Source organism: Microbacterium sp. JZ31 (assembly GCF_016805985.1).
Taxonomy (GTDB): domain Bacteria; phylum Actinomycetota; class Actinomycetes; order Actinomycetales; family Microbacteriaceae; genus Microbacterium.
Window position 1 is genome coordinate 335,316 of record NZ_CP017661.1, and the last position, 16,955, is coordinate 352,270.

Annotated in this window: 11 protein-coding genes; 9 read left to right on the forward strand and 2 right to left on the reverse strand. The window is 71.0% G+C overall.

What is annotated here, in order from left to right; genetic code table 11:
* Positions 1–10 precede the first annotated feature (10 nt).
* Both BJP60_RS01635 and BJP60_RS01640 read left to right on the forward strand, forming a co-directional pair.
* Positions 11–3,271 carry an efflux RND transporter permease subunit gene (locus tag BJP60_RS01635; protein WP_203137125.1) on the forward strand — a complete coding sequence of 1,087 codons (3,261 nt, stop codon included), beginning with the start codon at positions 11–13 and terminating at the stop codon, positions 3,269–3,271.
* Positions 3,272–3,431: 160 nt separating this feature from the next.
* The gene (locus BJP60_RS01640) at positions 3,432–5,504 is read left to right on the forward strand and encodes a DEAD/DEAH box helicase (RefSeq protein WP_203137126.1); all 2,073 of its coding nucleotides are present in this window, start codon (positions 3,432–3,434) and stop codon (positions 5,502–5,504) included.
* Between the two features lie 51 nt (positions 5,505–5,555).
* On the opposite strand, the gene BJP60_RS01645 is transcribed toward BJP60_RS01640, so the two are convergent.
* Positions 5,556–6,806: a cytochrome P450 gene (locus BJP60_RS01645; RefSeq protein WP_203137127.1), complete on the reverse strand. Its 1,251-nt coding sequence runs from the start codon at positions 6,804–6,806 to the stop codon at positions 5,556–5,558.
* An 82-nt stretch (positions 6,807–6,888) separates the two neighbouring features.
* Here BJP60_RS01645 and BJP60_RS01650 point away from each other — a divergent pair, with 82 nt between their 5' ends.
* From BJP60_RS01650 to nagE, 3 genes are all read left to right on the forward strand, one after another.
* On the forward strand, positions 6,889–7,812 hold the full coding sequence (locus BJP60_RS01650; protein WP_203137129.1) for an aldose 1-epimerase family protein: 924 nt from the start codon (positions 6,889–6,891) through the stop codon (positions 7,810–7,812).
* 85 nt (positions 7,813–7,897) lie between these two features.
* Entirely contained in the window at positions 7,898–8,842 is a 945-nt protein-coding gene (locus BJP60_RS01655) for a M15 family metallopeptidase (RefSeq protein ID WP_238439505.1), read from the forward strand.
* A gap of 129 nt (positions 8,843–8,971) precedes the next feature.
* Positions 8,972–10,885, forward strand: coding sequence for an N-acetylglucosamine-specific PTS transporter subunit IIBC (gene nagE / locus BJP60_RS01660; protein WP_203137131.1), 1,914 nt, complete (start codon positions 8,972–8,974; stop codon positions 10,883–10,885).
* Positions 10,886–10,903: 18 nt separating this feature from the next.
* Here the strand turns inward: nagE and BJP60_RS01665 are convergent, their stop codons facing one another.
* On the reverse strand, positions 10,904–12,022 hold the full coding sequence (locus BJP60_RS01665) for an Rv2578c family radical SAM protein (RefSeq protein WP_203137134.1): 1,119 nt from the start codon (positions 12,020–12,022) through the stop codon (positions 10,904–10,906).
* 189 nt (positions 12,023–12,211) lie between these two features.
* On the opposite strand from BJP60_RS01665, the gene BJP60_RS01670 reads away from it, so the two are divergent.
* The 4 genes from BJP60_RS01670 to yjfF all read left to right on the forward strand — a co-directional run bounded on the left by BJP60_RS01670 (position 12,212) and on the right by yjfF (position 16,856).
* Entirely contained in the window at positions 12,212–13,219 is a 1,008-nt protein-coding gene (locus tag BJP60_RS01670) for an ABC transporter substrate-binding protein (RefSeq protein WP_203137136.1), read from the forward strand.
* A 63-nt stretch (positions 13,220–13,282) separates the two neighbouring features.
* Positions 13,283–14,812: a sugar ABC transporter ATP-binding protein gene (locus tag BJP60_RS01675; protein ID WP_203137138.1), complete on the forward strand. Its 1,530-nt coding sequence runs from the start codon at positions 13,283–13,285 to the stop codon at positions 14,810–14,812.
* On the forward strand, positions 14,812–15,834 hold the full coding sequence (locus tag BJP60_RS01680; protein WP_203137140.1) for an ABC transporter permease: 1,023 nt from the start codon (positions 14,812–14,814) through the stop codon (positions 15,832–15,834). The genes BJP60_RS01675 and BJP60_RS01680 overlap by 1 nt, the downstream gene beginning before the upstream one ends.
* Complete coding sequence (yjfF, locus tag BJP60_RS01685; RefSeq protein ID WP_203137141.1) at positions 15,831–16,856, forward strand: galactofuranose ABC transporter, permease protein YjfF; 1,026 nt, start codon at positions 15,831–15,833, stop codon at positions 16,854–16,856. The genes BJP60_RS01680 and yjfF overlap by 4 nt, the downstream gene beginning before the upstream one ends.
* Positions 16,857–16,955: the final 99 nt, after the last annotated feature.

Consider the following 16,955-nt stretch of genomic DNA (forward strand, 5'->3'; position numbering starts at 1 on the left):
AGAGATTCCCGTGTCGAGACTCGCCGTCCTCAGTCTGAAGAACCGCGCCCTCATCGCGCTGATCACGATCTGCGCCGCCATCTTCGGCGGCCTGTCCCTCACGACGCTCAAGCAGGAGCTGATCCCGGCCATCGAGCTGCCGCAGCTGCTCGTGATGACGACGTACCCGGGTGCGTCGCCCGAGGTCGTCGAGAACGACGTGTCCACGCCGATCGAGACCGCGATCCAGGGCGTCGCCGGGCTCGACGGCACGAGCGCGACCAGCACCACCAACTCCTCGATCGTGCAGGCGTCGTTCGCCTACGGCACCGACCTCGCCACGGCCGAGCAGAAGATGCAGCAGGCGATCAACCGCATCTCCGGCCAGCTGCCCGAGGATGTCGACCCCCAGGTGCTGTCGGTGAGCATCGACGACCTGCCGGTGATCCAGATCGCCGTCACCGGCTTCGACGACGTCGAGACCGCGCAGGCGGATCTCGAGGCGACCGCCATCCCGGACATCGAGGACATCGACGGCGTCGGCTCCGCGTCGATCGTGGGCGGCATCGGCCAGCGGATCACGATCACGCCGGATCAGGCGGCGCTCGCCGCGCGCGGGCTCTCGCAGCAGGCGATCAGCGACGCACTCGATCAGAACGGCGTCCTGTTCCCCGGCGGTGAGATCACCGAGGACGGCTCGACCTTCACGGTCCAGACGGGCATCAAGCTGACCTCGGCCGAGGACATCGCCGCGCTGCCGCTGCTCGGCGCGCAGGGCGGGCAGCCGGGCGACGTCCCGACGATCTCGGACGTCGCCGACGTCGCCCTGACCACGGATCCGGTCTCGTCGATTTCGCGCGTGAACGGCGAGGATGCGCTGTCGATCGCGGTGACCAAGCTGCCCGCGGCCAACACGGTCGAGGTCTCCGACGGCGTGCTCGGCGTGCTGCCGCAGCTCGAGGAGACGTTCCCGGATGCGCAGTTCACGGTCGTGTTCGACCAGGCGCCCTTCATCACGCAGTCGATCGAGACGCTCGCGACCGAGGGCCTGCTCGGACTCGTCTTCGCGGTCGTCGTCATCCTCGTGTTCCTGCTGTCCATCCGCTCGACGCTCGTGACGGCGATCTCGATCCCGACGAGCGTGCTGATCACCTTCATCGGGCTGCAGGCGTTCGGCTACTCGCTCAACATGCTGACGCTCGGCGCGCTCACGATCGCGATCGGTCGCGTCGTGGACGACTCGATCGTCGTGATCGAGAACATCAAGCGCCACTACGTCGAGGGGGCCGACAAGGGGGACGCGATCCGCCTCGCCGTGCGCGAGGTCGCCATGGCGATCACGGCGTCCACCCTCACGACGGTCGCTGTGTTCCTGCCGATCGTGTTCGTCGGCGACATGGTAGGGGAGCTCTTCCGGCCCTTCGCCATGACCGTGACGATCGCCATGGCGGCATCGCTGCTCGTGGCGCTCACGATCGTGCCCGTTCTGGCCTACTGGTTCCTCCGCCCCGGCAAGCCGCTGCTGGACGAGAACGGGAACCGCATCGACCCGGAGTCGCCGGCCGCGCCGCCGTCCCGTCTGCAGCGGGCGTACCTGCCGGTCCTGCGCTGGACGCTCACGCACTCCTGGATCACGCTGCTGCTCGCCGTGATCGTGATGGGCGGCACGGTCGCGGCCGCTCCGCTCATGAAGGTGAACTTCCTGGGCGACACGGGACAGAACACCCTGACCATCTCGCAGGAGCTCGAGACGACCGCGAGCCTCGAGACCGCCGATGCGGCCGCGCAGCGGGTGGAGGAGGCGCTCGAGGGCATCGAGGGCATCGAGACCGTGCAGGCCTCGATCGGATCGAGCGGATCGCCGCTGCGCGACGCCTTCTCCGGCGGCGGCAGCGTGACCTACTCGATCGTGACCGACGAGGCCGTCGACCAGGAGGCGCTGCGCGCCGACGTGCAGGACGCCCTCGACGGTCTGGAGGACGTCGGCGAGCTGTCGGTGAACGCGGCCGCCGGCTTCGGTTCCACCGACATCGAGGTCACCGTCACCGCGCCGGGGCCCGACGAGCTGCAGCAGGCGACCGAGGACATCGTCGCCGCGCTGGACGGCCGCGACGGCATCGGCCAGGTGAGCGACGACCTCGCCGCCTCGCTGCCCTACATCGCGGTCGAGGTCGACAGGGAGCAGGCCGCCGCGCGCGGTCTCTCGGAGGTCGCCGTGGGCGGCATCGTGTCCGGTGCCATGCGGCCGCAGCAGGCCGGATCGGTCGAGATCGACGGCACGTCGCTCACGGTCTACATCGCGACGGAGGAGCCGCCGGCGACGATCGAGGAGCTGCGCGACCTCGTCATCCCGACCGCGGCCGGCCCCGTGCGGCTCGAGCAGGTCGCGAGCGTCGAGATGGCCGACAGCCCGACGTCGATCACGACCCAGCAGGGGCGCCGCACGGCGACCATCGCCGTCCCGCCCGTGGGCGACAACCTGGCGGAGGCGACCGCTGCGGTGGACGCCGCGCTCGCGGACGTCGACCTGCCCGACGGCGCGGACGCCGAGGTGGGCGGCGTCGCCGAGGACCAGGCCGAGTCGTTCTCGCAGCTGGGACTGGCGATGCTGGCCGCCATCCTGATCGTGTACGTGATCATGGTCGCGACCTTCAAGTCGCTGCGTCAGCCGCTGCTGCTGCTCGTGTCGGTGCCGTTCGCGGCGACCGGCGCCATCCTACTGCAGATCGCGACGGGCGTGCCGCTCGGCGTCGCGTCGCTGATCGGCGTGCTGATGCTGATCGGCATCGTCGTCACGAACGCGATCGTGCTCGTCGACCTCGTCAACCAGTACCGCGAGAAGGGGCTGACGGTGCACGACTCGACGGTCGCGGGCGCCTCGAACCGTCTGCGCCCGATCCTCATGACGGCGCTCGCGACGATCTTCGCGCTCACTCCGATGGCGCTGGGCATCACGGGGCACAGCGGCTTCATCTCGCAGCCGCTCGCGATCGTGGTGATCGGCGGTCTGCTGTCGTCCACCGTGCTGACGCTCATCGTCCTCCCGACGCTCTACAACCTCGTCGAGGGCGCGCGTGAGCGCAGGAACGGCCGGCGCCGTGCGGCCGACGGCGATGCGCAGCCGGACGCGGATGCCGGCGCGGCACGGAGCGAGTCGGACGAGCGGGAGCCGCTCACGGCGCCCGCCGGGACCGGCCCCGCGGCGACGACCCCGGCCGAGCCGCACGGCTCGCTGCCCACGGCCTCGCACGTCCAGGCGCCGCTGCGACGCCGGGACAACCGGGACGCCTGAGCGCCGAGATCGCCCGCGTCCTCGCGGGCGATCTCGCGCGGGCGGTTTCCCAGGCGGACTCGGTATCCTGAAGGGTCGGCTTGGGATGCCGCGTCGTATGCGCGGGTGTGTGTGGTCCTGACAGGCCGCATGACACCTATGGAAGGTGCGTTACTTTCGCATGCCCAAGAACAAGAAGCCCGCGGGCGGTCGACCCGCCCAGAACTTCGATCCCCGCTACGCCAAGAAGAAGACCGGCGGCCCGTTCCGCGGTCTCGACGGCCGCGGCAGCGACGGATCGCGCGGTGCACGTCGCGAGGACGGCGCCGGTCGTCCGGACCGCGCCGAGCGTCCGCGCTTCGAGCGCGACGCGCGTCCGGCCCGGGGCGGCGAGCGCCGCTTCGAGCGGACGGATCGTCCCCGCGCCGACCGTCCCTTCACCGAGCGCAACGACCGTCCCGCGCGCAGCTGGGAGTCGCGCGACGGCGAGCGCCGCTTCGACCGCGCCGACCGTCCCGCCCGCGCCGAGCGTCCGCGCTTCGACCGGGACGCCCGTCCTGCGCGTGACGGCGAGCGCCGCTTCGACCGCAGCGACCGTCCGCGCTTCGAGCGCGACGACCGCCCGCGTTTCCGCCGCGACGAGCGCCCCGCCCGCGACGGTGAGCGCCGTTCGTTCGACCGCCCCGCCCGCGACGGCGAGCGCCGTTCGTTCGACCGCGAGGATCGTCCGCGCTTCGACCGCGCCGAGCGCCCGCGCTTCGAGCGCGAGGACCGCTCCCGCTTCGCGCGCGACGAGCGTCCTGCGCGCGACGAGCGTCCCCGCTTCAACCGCGACGAGCGTCCTGCGCGCGACGAGCGCCCGCGCTTCAACCGCGACGAGCGTCCGCGTTTCGACCGCGACGAGCGTCCTGCCCGCGACGAGCGTCCGCGCTTCCGCACCGACGGCGAGCGCAAGTGGGCCGAGCGCCGCGACGAGCGTCCCGCCCGTTCGCAGTCGCAGGAGGACCGCATCGACGTCGTGCACGAGCGCCTCGAGGCGCAGGCCGTGCAGGCGGACGAGGTCGCCGAGGTGACCTTCGCCGACCTCGGTCTGGGCGACAACATCGTTCGCGCCCTCGCCGCACTCGGCGCCGAGAAGCCGTTCCCGATCCAGGCCTCCACCGCGCCCGCGATCCTCGACGGGCGCGACGTGCTCGCCCGTGGCCGCACCGGTTCGGGTAAGACGATCGCGTTCGGCGCTCCGCTCGTGGAGAGGATCCTGCGCGCGAAGGCGGGCACCAAGCGCGAGTTCGGCCGCGCGCCGGTCGCGCTGATCATGGCGCCCACGCGCGAGCTCGCGCTGCAGATCGACCGCACGGTGCAGGCGATCGCCCGCAGCGTCGGCCTCTTCACCACGCAGATCTACGGCGGCGTGCCGCAGGCGCGCCAGGTGGGCGCCCTCAAGAAGGGCGTCGACATCGTGATCGGCACGCCGGGCCGCATCGGCGACCTGCAGCGTCAGGGCAAGCTCGACCTCTCGCAGATCCAGGTGTCGGTGCTCGACGAGGCCGACCACATGTGTGAGCTCGGCTTCCTCGAGCCGGTGCAGGAGATCCTGCGCCTCACGGCCGAGGGCGGTCAGAAGCTGCTCTTCTCCGCGACGCTCGACCGCGAGGTCGCCGCGCTCGTCGACGAGTTCCTCGTCGACCCGCAGGTGTACGAGGTCGCCGGCGAGACGCAGGAGACCGGAACGATCGAGCACCGCGTGCTCGTCGTGGAGCACCGCGCGAAGCCCGAGATCCTCGACTCGCTCGTCGACCGCGAGGGCAAGACACTCGTCTTCACCCGCACGCGGGCGTACGCCGAGATGCTCGCCGAGCAGTTCGACGGCGCCGGCATCGACGCGATCGCGCTGCACGGCGATCTGAACCAGGCGAAGCGCACGCGCAACATCGAGCGCTTCTCGAAGGGGCGCGCGCGCGTGCTCGTCGCGACCGATGTCGCGGCCCGCGGCATCCACGTCGACGACGTCGACCTCGTGATCCAGGCCGACGCGCCCGACGAGTACAAGACGTACCTGCACCGTGCCGGCCGCACGGGTCGTGCCGGCCGCACGGGTCGCGTCGTGACGCTCATCCCGCGCCAGCGCCGCCGCCGCATGACCGAGATGCTCGAGCGTGCCGAGATCGAGGCGCCGTTCGACGAGGTGCGTCCCGGCGACGACCTGCTCGACGAGCTGACCGGCGGTCCGACCCTCGCGGAGCTCACCGCCTGACGGATGCCGACCGGATGCCGTCCTCGCTCGTCGAGGGCGGCATCCGTCGTGTCAGGCGCCGAAGACGACGATCATGCCGTCCTCCGGTTCCGCGGGCATCCGCCGCAGGCTGATCCGCAGATCCTGCTCGGGAACCGCGTACGCGGGCCCCTGCGTGAGCATCTCGAGCGTCGCGACGAGCAGGTCGGTGGTGGCGAGCTCTCCGGGACAGCGATGCGCGGCGAGGTGATCGCCCACGCCCTGGGCGACGACGCTGAGCGGCGAAGCGGTCGCGAAGCGGCCCGGGTTGAACACATCGGGGCGCTCCCACAGCTCGGGGGAGTGATCCGTGCCGTACAGGTCGAGCAGCATCCACTGTCCGTCCTCGAACCACTCGCCGTGCAGGCCGAACGGCTCGCTCGCGATGCCGCCGACCATGGGGAAGAACGGATAGAAGCGGCGGATCTCATCGGCTGCCCATCGTGTCGCCGCGGGTTCACCCCCGCGGATCTGGGACGCCCAGTCCGGATGCATGCGCAGCGCATGCACGGCGAACGCGATGAATCTCGCGACCGCGACGGTCGGGCGCAGCAGGTTCAGCAGCTCGATCGCGGCCGTGCGCTCGTCGAGGGGCCGACCCTCGTCCTCATGATGCGCGAGGCCGCCGGCGACCGATGCGCGGTCGCCGCGGGCGCGCAGATCCTGCACGACCTCTGTCGCCCACGCCTCCGTGCGCTGTCGACGCGCCCGCGCGACCCAGTTGAGCGGGCCGATCGCGCCCGCTCGCGAGACCATGGCGTCGAAATCGCCGCTGAGCGCCTGCTCTCGCGCGGAATCCACGGCGATGCCCGCCCACGCGAGCGCCGCGCGGGTCAGGGCCAGCGACGCGACCTCCCGCACCGGCACGGGGCGATGCGCGTACTCTGCCGCGACCTGCGGCCACGCGTCCCGGAAGGCGTCGACGAGCCCGGCGCGCTCCTCCTGTGCGAGATCGAGCATGATCCGCTTGCGCGACGCGTGGCGCTGTCCCTCCAGCTGCTGCACGCTCCCGTCGTCCTGCAGCAGGTGCACCACCGACCGAGGGATCGCGCCACGCCGCTCGAACGCGTCCGGCTGGCCGAACACGTGCGCGGCCTCCGCCCCGCGTGCGACGACGACCTCTCGCCCCATCAGGCGCGTGTGGAACGCGTCCGCCCCGACCTGGCGGTAGCCGCGGAGGCCGAACGCGTATCCGTCGCGCGCGAGGCGCCAGGTCGCATCCGGCCCCGGAAGGTCCGGGATGCCCGCCCATCGGGCGCGTGCGGGCTCACTCGTGCGGCTCATGCTCTCAGGCCATCACGCGGGCGCTCCCCGCGGGAGCGGCTTGACAACGGTGCCCCGCCGCCGGGCTGAGTAGGCTCGGAGGATGAACGAGCGCATCGATCCCACCGGCGCCCAGACGCACCTCCGCCGCGACGGCGACGCAGGCACGGTCACCGCCCACATCGCCCAGGTCGGCGCTGCGCTGCGCGGGCTGTCGGTCGGCGGCGTCGACATCGTCGCCCGCTACCCGGAGGGCACGTCCGCCCCGTTCGGCAGCGGCATCGTGCTGTCGCCGTGGCCCAACCGCATTCGCGACGGCCGCTGGAGCGACGGCGGCACGACCCGGCAGCTCGACCTCACCGAGCCCGACCGCAGCAACGCGATCCATGGGCTCCTCCGCAACACGCCCTACGAGATCATCGAGACCCGCGACGAGGCCGTGACGCTGCGTGCGATGGTCTTCCCGCAGCACGGCTATCCGTACACGCTGCGCACGAGCGTGACCTATGCGCTGACCGACACCGGCGTCGAGGTGACGCACGAGATCGTCAACGTCGGCGACGGCGACGCTCCGGTCGCGCTCGGCACGCACCCGTTCTTCTGCATCGGCGGCGTGCCGACGGCCGACCTGACCCTCACGCTGCCGGCCGCGAGCGTGTTCGAGGTCGACGACCGCCTGCTCCCGACCGCCGAGGTGCCGGTGTCGGGCGTCTTCGACCTGCGCGGCGGTGCCCGCGTCGGCGACCTCGAGCTCGACACGGGGTTCGGATCGCTCGCGCGCGATCCCGACGGGCGCGTGCGGACGACGCTCACGGCGCCGTATGGCAGGCGCGTGACGATGTGGCAGGACGAGAACTGGGGGTACATCCAGGCGTTCGTCACCGACGCCTACCCGGGCCACCCGGTGGCGATCGCGATCGAGCCGATGACCGCGCCCACCGACGCCTTCAACTCGGGTCAGGATCTGCGGCGCCTCGCGCCGGGCGAGACCTGGACCGCGCGCTGGGGCGTGGAGTTCGCCGCGTAGTCCCGCCGCCGGCCTCGACGCGGACGGCGCGCCGGGGCAGCGGTTCCCCGCGACACGCTCAGGTGCCGGGGAGACAATGGAGCGCATGAGCTACGCCCAGCGGGTCGCCGCCCGACGCCGGGCGGTGTTCCTGCGCCGCGCCCGGCGGGTGGCGGTCATCGCGCTCGCGGCGGCGACCATGCTCGTGGCCGAGGTGTCGCTCATCTCGCAGCTCGTCGACCGCGGAGAGGCCGCGGCGGTCGTGCGCGAAGGCGCGCCCGAGGCGCCCGCCGCGCTCATCCCCGTGCCCGTGATCGAGCAGGTCGAGGCGGCGGATCCGCCCGAGGGCTGCGCCGCCGATGCCGCCCTCCGGGCGAAGGACCCCGCCGCGCTCATGAAGGCGTTCGGGGGCGCGGCGGCGATGCACGCGGCGGTTCGCGCCGGAGACGCACCGTGCGTGTCGCTCGACGATCCGGCGCTGCCGTGGGTCGTGGTGAACAAGCAGCGCCCGCTCGATCCGATCCACTACGCCCCGGCCGAGCTGCGGGTGCCGCCGTCGCATGTGACCGACGCCAGCCTGCGCGCCGACGTGGTGGACTCGTTCGAGCAGCTCGTCGCGGAGGCGGCGAACGCTGGCGCGGGCAGCCTCTCGCTCTTCAGCGGCTACCGGTCCTACGACACGCAGGTGAGCACCTACGACTCGCAGGTCGGCGCGCGCGGGCAGCAGAAGGCCGATGCGCTCTCGGCGCGACCGGGTTTCAGCGAGCACCAGCTCGGGCTCGCGGCCGACGTCGTCGCGTGCGGTGCCGCGGGCTGCGGCACGATCTACGAGTTGGGCGGGACGCCGCAGGGCGAGTGGCTCGCGCAGAACTCGTGGCGCTTCGGCTGGATTATCCGCTACGAGCACGGCCACACGCACGCCACGGGGTACGAGCCCGAGCCGTGGCACCTGCGGTACATCGGCCCCGAGCTCGCCGCGGTCTATCACGAGGGCGGCTATCACTCGCTCGAGGAGTTCTTCGGCCTGCCCGCCGCCCCCGACTACCGCTGATCCGATCCGGCGCGTCGGCCTGTGATGCCGCGCCGGCGAGCGTGTACGGAGTACTGTCTGCCTCGACAAGCCCGGACACCGTCCCGGGCGCGCCCGGACGCACGACGTCCCCTGACCTCTGGAGAGACGATGAAGTTCTTCCAACGACTCGGCCGGTCGCTGATGCTGCCGGTCGCCGTGCTGCCCGTCGCGGCGATCCTGTCCGGCATCGGCTACTGGATCGCCGGAGCCGCCGGCGAGAACGTCGCATCGGCGTTCTTCGCCGCGGCCGGCGGTGCGCTCCTCGACAACATGGCGCTGCTGTTCGCGGTCGGTGTCGCGATCGGCATGTCCGACAAGTCCGACGGCACCTCCGCGCTCGCCGGTCTCGTCTCGTGGCTGACGGTGACGACGATGCTCAAGCCCGAGACCGTGCAGGTGCTGACCGGCGCGGCGGAGCTGGAGGCCGTCGACCCCGCGTTCGACAGGGTGCAGAACGTGTTCGTCGGCATCCTGTGCGGCCTGATCGGCGCCTGGGCGTACAACCGCTTCAAGAACACGAAGCTGCCCGATTGGCTCTCGTTCTTCTCGGGCAAGCGCTCGGTCGCCATCGTGAGCGCCGGGATCTCGCTGCTCGTCGCGATCGCGCTGTTCTTCGTGTGGCCCCTCGTGTTCGGAGGCCTCGTGACCTTCGGCGAATGGATCCTGACCCTCGGTCCGGTGGGCGCGGGCATCTACGGCATGATGAACCGCCTGCTCATCCCGCTCGGTCTGCACCACGCGCTCAACTCGGTGTTCTGGTTCGACATCGCGGGCATCAACGACCTGCAGAACTTCCTGGACGGCGCGGGCGGCGACGGCGTGTACGGCGTCACGGGGCAGTACATGACGGGCTTCTTCCCGATCATGATGTTCGGTCTGCCGGGCGCGGCCCTGGCGATGTACGTGACGGCGAAGAGCACGCGGAAGAAGGTGGTGGGCGGCATCCTGCTGTCGGCGGGTGTGGCGTCGTTCTTCGTCGGCGTCACCGAGCCCCTTGAGTTCGCGTTCCTGTTCTTGGCACCCTGGCTGTACGTCATCCACGCGGTGTTCATGGGCATCTCGCTGGCGATCTCGGCGCTGCTGCCGGTGCGCATGGGCTTCGGCTTCTCGGGCGGCTTCATCGATCTGGTGCTGGGCTGGGTCAATCCGCTCGCGCAGAACCCGTGGCTGATCCCGGTCATGGGCGTCGCCTGGTTCGTGATCTACTTCCTCGTGTTCCGCTTCGTCATCCTGAGGTTCCGGCTGAAGACGCCGGGTCGCGAGGACGACGAGGACCTGACGACCGACACGGGAAGCGTGGGCGACGCGCGGTTCGCGGCCACGGCCGAGCGCTTCATCGCGGGCCTGGGCGGCAAGGACAACATCGTCTCGCTGGACAACTGCGCCACGCGCCTGCGGTTGGAGGTGGCGGATCCCGCGAGGGTCGATGAAGCCGCCCTGCGGCGCGCCGGCGCCGCGGGCACCATGAAGCCGGGCGGGAAGAGCGTGCAGGTCGTCTACGGCCTGAACGTGCAGTTCGTGAAGGACGCCATGGAGGATCTGATGGCGGGGCGGGAGCCCGCGGCGACGACGGCCTCGGGCGTCACGCCGCATGCGCCCGTGGCCACGCTCGCACCGGCGGTCGTCACGCTCCGGCAGCCCATCGCGGGGCGCGTGCTGCCGCTGTCGGAGGTCCCCGATCCGATGTTCGCGGAGGCGACGATGGGTCCGGGCGTCGCGATCGAGCCGACCGGCGACACGGTGGTCGCACCGGCCGACGGCATCGTGACGACGATGTTCCCGACGGCGCATGCGGTGGGGATGACGCTCCCCGACGGCACCGAGCTGCTGATCCACATCGGCATCGACACCGTGCGACTCAAGGGCGACGGGTTCCGTCCGCTCGTGGCCCAGGGTGCCGAGGTAAAGGCGGGCGAGCCGCTCGTGTCGTTCGATCCGGCGAGCATCCGCGCGGCGGGGCTGTCGCTCATCACGCCGGTGATCGTCGTCAACAACGAGGACGCGACGATCCGCTTCTCCTGAGCCATCGGGGCTCGCGCGTCAGAACAGGCGCGCGGGCTCCGGTGCCTGCGGGCGGACCTTCGCCGCGGCGCGGCCGCGCGAGGTCGTGATGATCCGTGCCGGGTTCGGCTGCGCTGAGCCCGGCTGCCCCTGTGCGGGCCCTGCTCCCGCGGTCACGGGCCGGCGCCACGGATCCTCGTCCGAACGGCCGTAGAGCCCGTGCGACCGCACGAGGGGGCGGATGCGCTGCGCGAGCATCGAGCGATATGCCTGCGGCGCGTTGACCGAGGCCCCGGGGTAGAGGCCGCGATACACCGGCAGCAGCTCGGGATGCTCGCGCGCCAGCCACTGCATGAACCACGGCTTGACCCCCGGACGCAGGTGCAGAGCACCGTGCACGACCCGCGCCGCGCCGGCGGCCCTGACCCGCGCGAGCGCCGCGTCCAGCGCCTCGGGCGAGTCGGTGAGGTGGGGCAGGATCGGCATCATGAACACCGAGACCGGGAACCCGGCGTCTGCCGCGGCCTTCACGGTGTCGAGGCGGGCCTGCGCGGTCGGCGTCCCGGGCTCGATCGCCTGCTGCAGCTCGTCGTCGTAGACGGCGATCGACATCGCGATCGAGATCGGCACCTGATCGTGCAGCCGGGTCAGCAGCGGCAGGTCGCGGCGCAGCAGCGATCCCTTCGTCAGGATCGAGAACGGCGTTCCCGACTCCGCGAGAGCGGTCGCGATGCCGGGCATCAGCTTGTAACGGCCCTCGGCCCGCTGATACGGGTCGGTGTTCGTGCCGAGCGCCACGTGCTCGCGGTTCCAGCTCGGCCGCGCGAGCTCGCGCCGCAGCACCTCGTCGACGTTGACCTTCACGACGATCTGCGAGTCGAAGTCCTTGCCGGCGTCGAGGTCGAGGTACTCGTGCGTCCCGCGGGCGAAGCAGTAGACGCACGCATGCGTGCATCCCCGGTAGGGATTGATCGTCCAGTCGAACGGCATGCTGCTCGAGCGCGGCACGTGGTTGAGGGCCGACTTCGCCGCGACCTCGTGGAACGTGACGCCCGCGAACTCGGGCGTCGTCACGCTGCGCACGAGGCCGTCGAGCACCTCCATGCCGGGCAGCGCGTTCGCGTCCGCCATTCCCAGTTCCTGTCCCTGCCACCGCATGCGATCAGTCGAACAAAACTACGAAGCGATGTCAAGAAGGTTCGAAGAGAAATCCGGCAGGCATCGATCCGCGACCGCTCTTTCGCCTGCATTCTGTGAGCGCTAACATCTCGACACGAGATCGCTCCCACGATCCCGCCCCGTGCACCGCCCGAGCAACGCCGCCCGGGTTTCTCAAGGAGGAGAAACATGGCACGTCATCACCACATCATCCGCACGGCGCTCGCGATCGCGGGTGCCGCCTCGCTCGTCGCGCTCGCCGCCTGCAGCTCGGCGCCCCCCGCAGAACCCGGCGCGAGCGGCGAACCGGCCGCAGGGGGCGGCGAGACGATCACGGTCGGCTTCTCGCAGGTCGGCGCGGAGTCGGGTTGGCGCGCGGCCAACACGAAGTCCATCCAGGACACGCTCACGACCGAGAACGGGTTCGAGCTGAGCTTCTCGGACGCTCAGCAGAAGCAGGAGAACCAGATCTCCGCGATCCGCAATTACATCGCGCAGGGAGTGGACGTGATCGCGTTCTCGCCCGTCGTCGAGACCGGATGGGATGCCGTCCTGCAGGAGGCGAAGTCGGCGGGCATCCCGGTCGTGCTCACCGACCGCGCCGTCGACACGACGGTCGAGGACGCATACGTGTCGTTCATCGGATCGGACTTCATTCTCGAGGGCGAGATGGCCGGTGAGTGGGCCGCCGAGCAGTACGACGGCGAGGGCTACAAGGTCGTGGAGCTGCAGGGCACGACCGGATCCGCTCCCGCGATCGACCGCAAGGAGGGCTTCGCGGCCGCGATCGACGGCACCGACCTGGAGATCATCGACTCGCAGACCGGCGACTTCACGCGCGACGGCGGCAAGAAGGTCATGGAGGGCTTCCTGACCGCGCACGACGACATCGACCTGGTGTTCGCGCACAACGATGACATGGGTCTGGGCGCGATCGAGGCGATCGAGGCCGCCGGCAAGGTGCCGGGCGAGGACATCAAGATCATCACGATCGACGCGGTCAAGGACGGCATGCAGGCCCTCGCCGACGGCAAGATCAACTACATCGTCGAGTGCAACCCGCTGCTGGGCCCCGACCTCGCCGACGTCATCAAGAAGGTGGTCGCGGGCGAGGAGGTCGAGGAGCGCATCGTCGTGAAGGACGAGGCGTTCGACCAGGAGGCCGCGAAGGCGGCCCTTCCGGACCGCCAGTACTGAGTTCACCCGTTCGGGCGGGTCGGTGCCCCCGCGGCCCGCCCGAACGCCGACGAAGGCGCTCGCATGACACACAGCACAGCAGCACCCGTCGTGGAACTCACCGGCATCACGGTCGAGTTTCCGCCGGTCACCGTTCTGAACGGCGTGGACTTCCGCCTGCGGCCCGGCGAGATCCACGCGCTCATGGGCGAGAACGGCGCGGGCAAGTCGACCCTCATCAAGGCGCTCACGGGCGTGTACGCGATCGCGTCCGGCAGCATCCTGGTCGGCGGAGAGGATCGGCGCTTCACAGGACCCGCGGATGCCCGTGCGCACGGCATCAGCACGGTGTACCAGGAGGTCAACCTCTGCGGCAATCTCACGGTCGCCGAGAACATCATGCTCGGTGCCGAGCCGCGCGTTCTCGGCGTGATCGACGGACGGCGGATGCGCCGGCAGGCGGCCGAGCACCTGCGACGCATGGGCCTCGACATCGACCCCGGCTCCTCTCTCGACTCCCACTCGCTCGCGGTGCAGCAGCTGGTGGCAATCTGCCGCGCGACGGTCGGCGATTGCCGCGTCCTGATCCTCGACGAGCCGACATCCAGTCTCGACGCGGGCGAGGTGGAGCGGCTGTTCGACGTGATGCGGCGCTTGCGTGACGATGGGGTGGCCATCCTGTTCGTCTCGCACTTCCTCGACCAGGTCTACGCGGTGTGCGACCGGCTCACCGTGCTGCGCAACGGGACGCTCGTCGGCGAATTCCTCACCTCGGAGCTGCCCGCCGGCGAGCTGGTGGCCCACATGATTGGGCGCGCGGCCGCCGTGCTCGAGGACGTCGAGCGCGTGCGAGACGAAACCGCCGAGCGCCCTGCGCCATCAACGCCTCGGCTGCGCGCGCTGGGACTCGGACGACGCGGGTCGGTCGAGGCGTTCGACCTCGACGTGCACGAGGGCGAGATCGTGGGGCTCGCGGGCCTGCTCGGATCCGGCCGCACCGAAGTCGCGCGCCTGATCACGGGCGCCGAACGCGCCGATGAGGGCGAGCTGCTCATCGAGGGGTCGTCGGTACGGCTCGCGAGTCCGCGCGCCGCCATGGACCTGGGCATCGCCTACACGTCGGAGGATCGCAAGGGCGAGGGGATCGTCGACGGTCTCACGGTGCGCGAGAACATCGTGCTCGGGCTGCAGGCCGCGCGCGGCTGGCTGCGGCCCGTGCCGCGCGCGCAGGCCGACAAGATCGTCGCGCAGTACATCCGCTCGCTCGGCATCCGCCCCGCGGATCCCGACGCGCTGCTGCGGAACCTGTCCGGCGGCAACCAGCAGAAGGTGCTGCTCGCACGCTGGCTGGCCACCGCGCCGCGCGTGCTCGTGCTGGACGAGCCGACGCGCGGCATCGACGTCGGCGCGAAGGCCGAGATCCAGAAGCTCGTGACCGAGCTCGCGACCCAGGGCATGTCGGTCGTCTTCATCTCGGCCGAGTTGGAGGAGGTGCTGCGCCTCAGCCATCGGATCGCGGTGATGCGGGACCGCCGGATGGTCGGCGAGGTCGCGGCGGAGGACGCCGATATGGATCGCGTCGTCGGCATGATCGCGGGAGGGACGGCGGCGTGATGCGCGTGCTCAGGCACCATCTGTTCTGGCCCGTCGCGGCGCTCGCGATCCTCGTGACCGCCAACACGATCGTGCGCCCCTCCTTCCTGCGCATCACCGTCCAGGACGGCCACCTGTTCGGCGCGCCCATCGACATCCTGCGCGCCGCCGCGCCCCTGCTGCTGATCGCGCTCGGGATGACGCTCGTGGTCGCGACGCGCGGCATCGACCTGTCGGTCGGCGCGGTCGTGGCCGTGTCGGGCGCCGTCGCGCTGCAGCTCGTGGCTGGCAGTGCGGATCCGGGAAGCCCGGTCACCGTGCTGCTCGCGTGCGGTGTCGCCGTCGGGCTCGCGCTCGTGCTCGGGGTGTGGAACGGGTTCCTCGTCACCGTCGTCGGGCTGCAGCCGATCGTCGCGACGCTCGTGCTGATGACTGTCGGCCGCGGGATCGCGATGCTCATCACCGGAGGCTTCGTCGCGACCGTGAGCAGCGCGCCCTACAAGGTGATGGGATCGGGCTTCTGGCTCGGCCTGCCGGTCGCGGTCTGGATCGCGTTCGGCCTGTTCGCCGTCGTCGCCGTGCTCGTGCGACGCACGGCGCTCGGCATGCTGCTCGAGGCGACGGGCATCAATCCGGCCGCGAGCCGTCTGTCGGGCGTGCGCTCCCGGGCACTGACCTGGATCGTCTACGCCGTCTCGGGGCTTCTCGCCGGCGCCGCGGGCCTGCTGATCAGCGCCGACACGATGGCCGCGGACGCCAACAACGCCGGCCTGTTCATCGAGCTCGACGCGATCCTCGCGGTGGTGATCGGCGGCACCGCCCTGACGGGCGGCAAGTTCAATCTCCTCGGCACGCTCGCGGGCGTGCTCGTGATCGCGACGCTCGAGCGCACCGTCACGGTGATCGGGATCTCGCCGCACGCGACCCCGCTGTTCATGGCGATCGTCGTGATCGCCGTCACCCTGCTGCAGTCGCCGCGGGCGCGCGAGGCGTTCGCCCTCGCTGGCTGGCGCCGCCGCGCGACGAAGGAGGCGACCGGATGAGCGTGCTGGAGAAGCAGCGCACGCCCGGATCCGGGACCGCTTCCGGGGGGCACGAGACGCGAGGGCGCGGGCGACGTCTCGACCGCCGCTATCTGCCGGTGGTCGGCACGTTCGCGGTGCTCATCCTGATGCTGGCGACCGGCGGCATCCGGTATGACAACTTCCTCACGCCCGCGGTCTTCTCGAACCTGTTCATCAACAACGCGCACCTGATCGTGCTGGCCGTGGGCATGACGTTCGTGATCCTGACGGGCGGCATCGACCTCTCCGTAGGGTCGGTGCTGGCGCTGTCGAGCGTGCTGACGGCCGTGCTGCTGCAGGCGGGCGTGCCGGTCGCGCTCGTGCTGCCGATCGCGGTGCTCTCGGGCACGGCGATCGGCCTCGCACACGGGGCGATCATCCACTGGTTCGGCGTGCAGCCGTTCGTCACGACGCTCGCCGGCATGTTCTTCGCGCGCGGCCTGTGCTTTGTGATCGCGCCCGAGTCGGTGCCGATCAAGGACCCGGGCTTCACCGCGATCGCCGACTGGACATCCTGGATGGGGTACTTCCGCACCACGTCCGCGGTCGTGATCGCGCTCGTGGTCGTGGCGATCGCGTTCGTACTCCTGCATGTCACGCGCTTGGGCCGCACGGTCTACGCGATCGGCGGCGGCGAGCAGTCCGCCCTGCTGATGGGCCTGCCCGTCGCGCGCACCAAGGTGCTCGCGTACGTCGTGAGCGGCACGTGCGGGGGCCTCGGCGGCGTGCTGTTCGCGATGTACAGCCGCTCCGGCTACGCCCTCACGGGCATCGGGATGGAGCTCGACGCGATCGCGGCCGCGGTGATCGGCGGCACCCTGCTCACGGGCGGCACCGGCTTCGTCCTCGGCTCGATGCTGGGCGTGCTCGTGCTGGGGCTCATCCAGACGGCGATTCAGTTCGAGGGCACCCTCAGCTCGTGGTGGACGAAGATCGTGATCGGCGCGCTGCTGCTGGTGTTCGTCGTGCTCCAGCGGGTGTTCACGCTGCGACGAAGGTGATCGGCCCGTCGTCATGCGGGCCCCGCTGCCCGCGGGCGCACGGTCACCGCAACGCCCGCGCGGTGCAGTGGTCGGCGATCACGATGCCCAGAGCCGCCG

Excerpts from the sequence above, each read along its gene's own strand:
- BJP60_RS01640 (WP_203137126.1), top strand. The coding sequence starts at position 3,432 with ATGCCCAAGAACAAGAAGCCCGCGGGCGGTCGACCCGCCCAGAACTTC.
- BJP60_RS01645 (WP_203137127.1), bottom strand. The coding sequence starts at position 6,806 with ATGAGCCGCACGAGTGAGCCCGCACGCGCCCGATGGGCGGGCATCCCG.
- BJP60_RS01650 (WP_203137129.1), top strand. The coding sequence starts at position 6,889 with ATGAACGAGCGCATCGATCCCACCGGCGCCCAGACGCACCTCCGCCGC.
- BJP60_RS01655 (WP_238439505.1), top strand. The coding sequence starts at position 7,898 with ATGAGCTACGCCCAGCGGGTCGCCGCCCGACGCCGGGCGGTGTTCCTG.
- nagE (WP_203137131.1), top strand. The coding sequence starts at position 8,972 with ATGAAGTTCTTCCAACGACTCGGCCGGTCGCTGATGCTGCCGGTCGCC.
- BJP60_RS01665 (WP_203137134.1), bottom strand. The coding sequence starts at position 12,022 with ATGCGGTGGCAGGGACAGGAACTGGGAATGGCGGACGCGAACGCGCTG.
- BJP60_RS01670 (WP_203137136.1), top strand. The coding sequence starts at position 12,212 with ATGGCACGTCATCACCACATCATCCGCACGGCGCTCGCGATCGCGGGT.
- BJP60_RS01675 (WP_203137138.1), top strand. The coding sequence starts at position 13,283 with ATGACACACAGCACAGCAGCACCCGTCGTGGAACTCACCGGCATCACG.
- BJP60_RS01680 (WP_203137140.1), top strand. The coding sequence starts at position 14,812 with ATGCGCGTGCTCAGGCACCATCTGTTCTGGCCCGTCGCGGCGCTCGCG.
- yjfF (WP_203137141.1), top strand. The coding sequence starts at position 15,831 with ATGAGCGTGCTGGAGAAGCAGCGCACGCCCGGATCCGGGACCGCTTCC.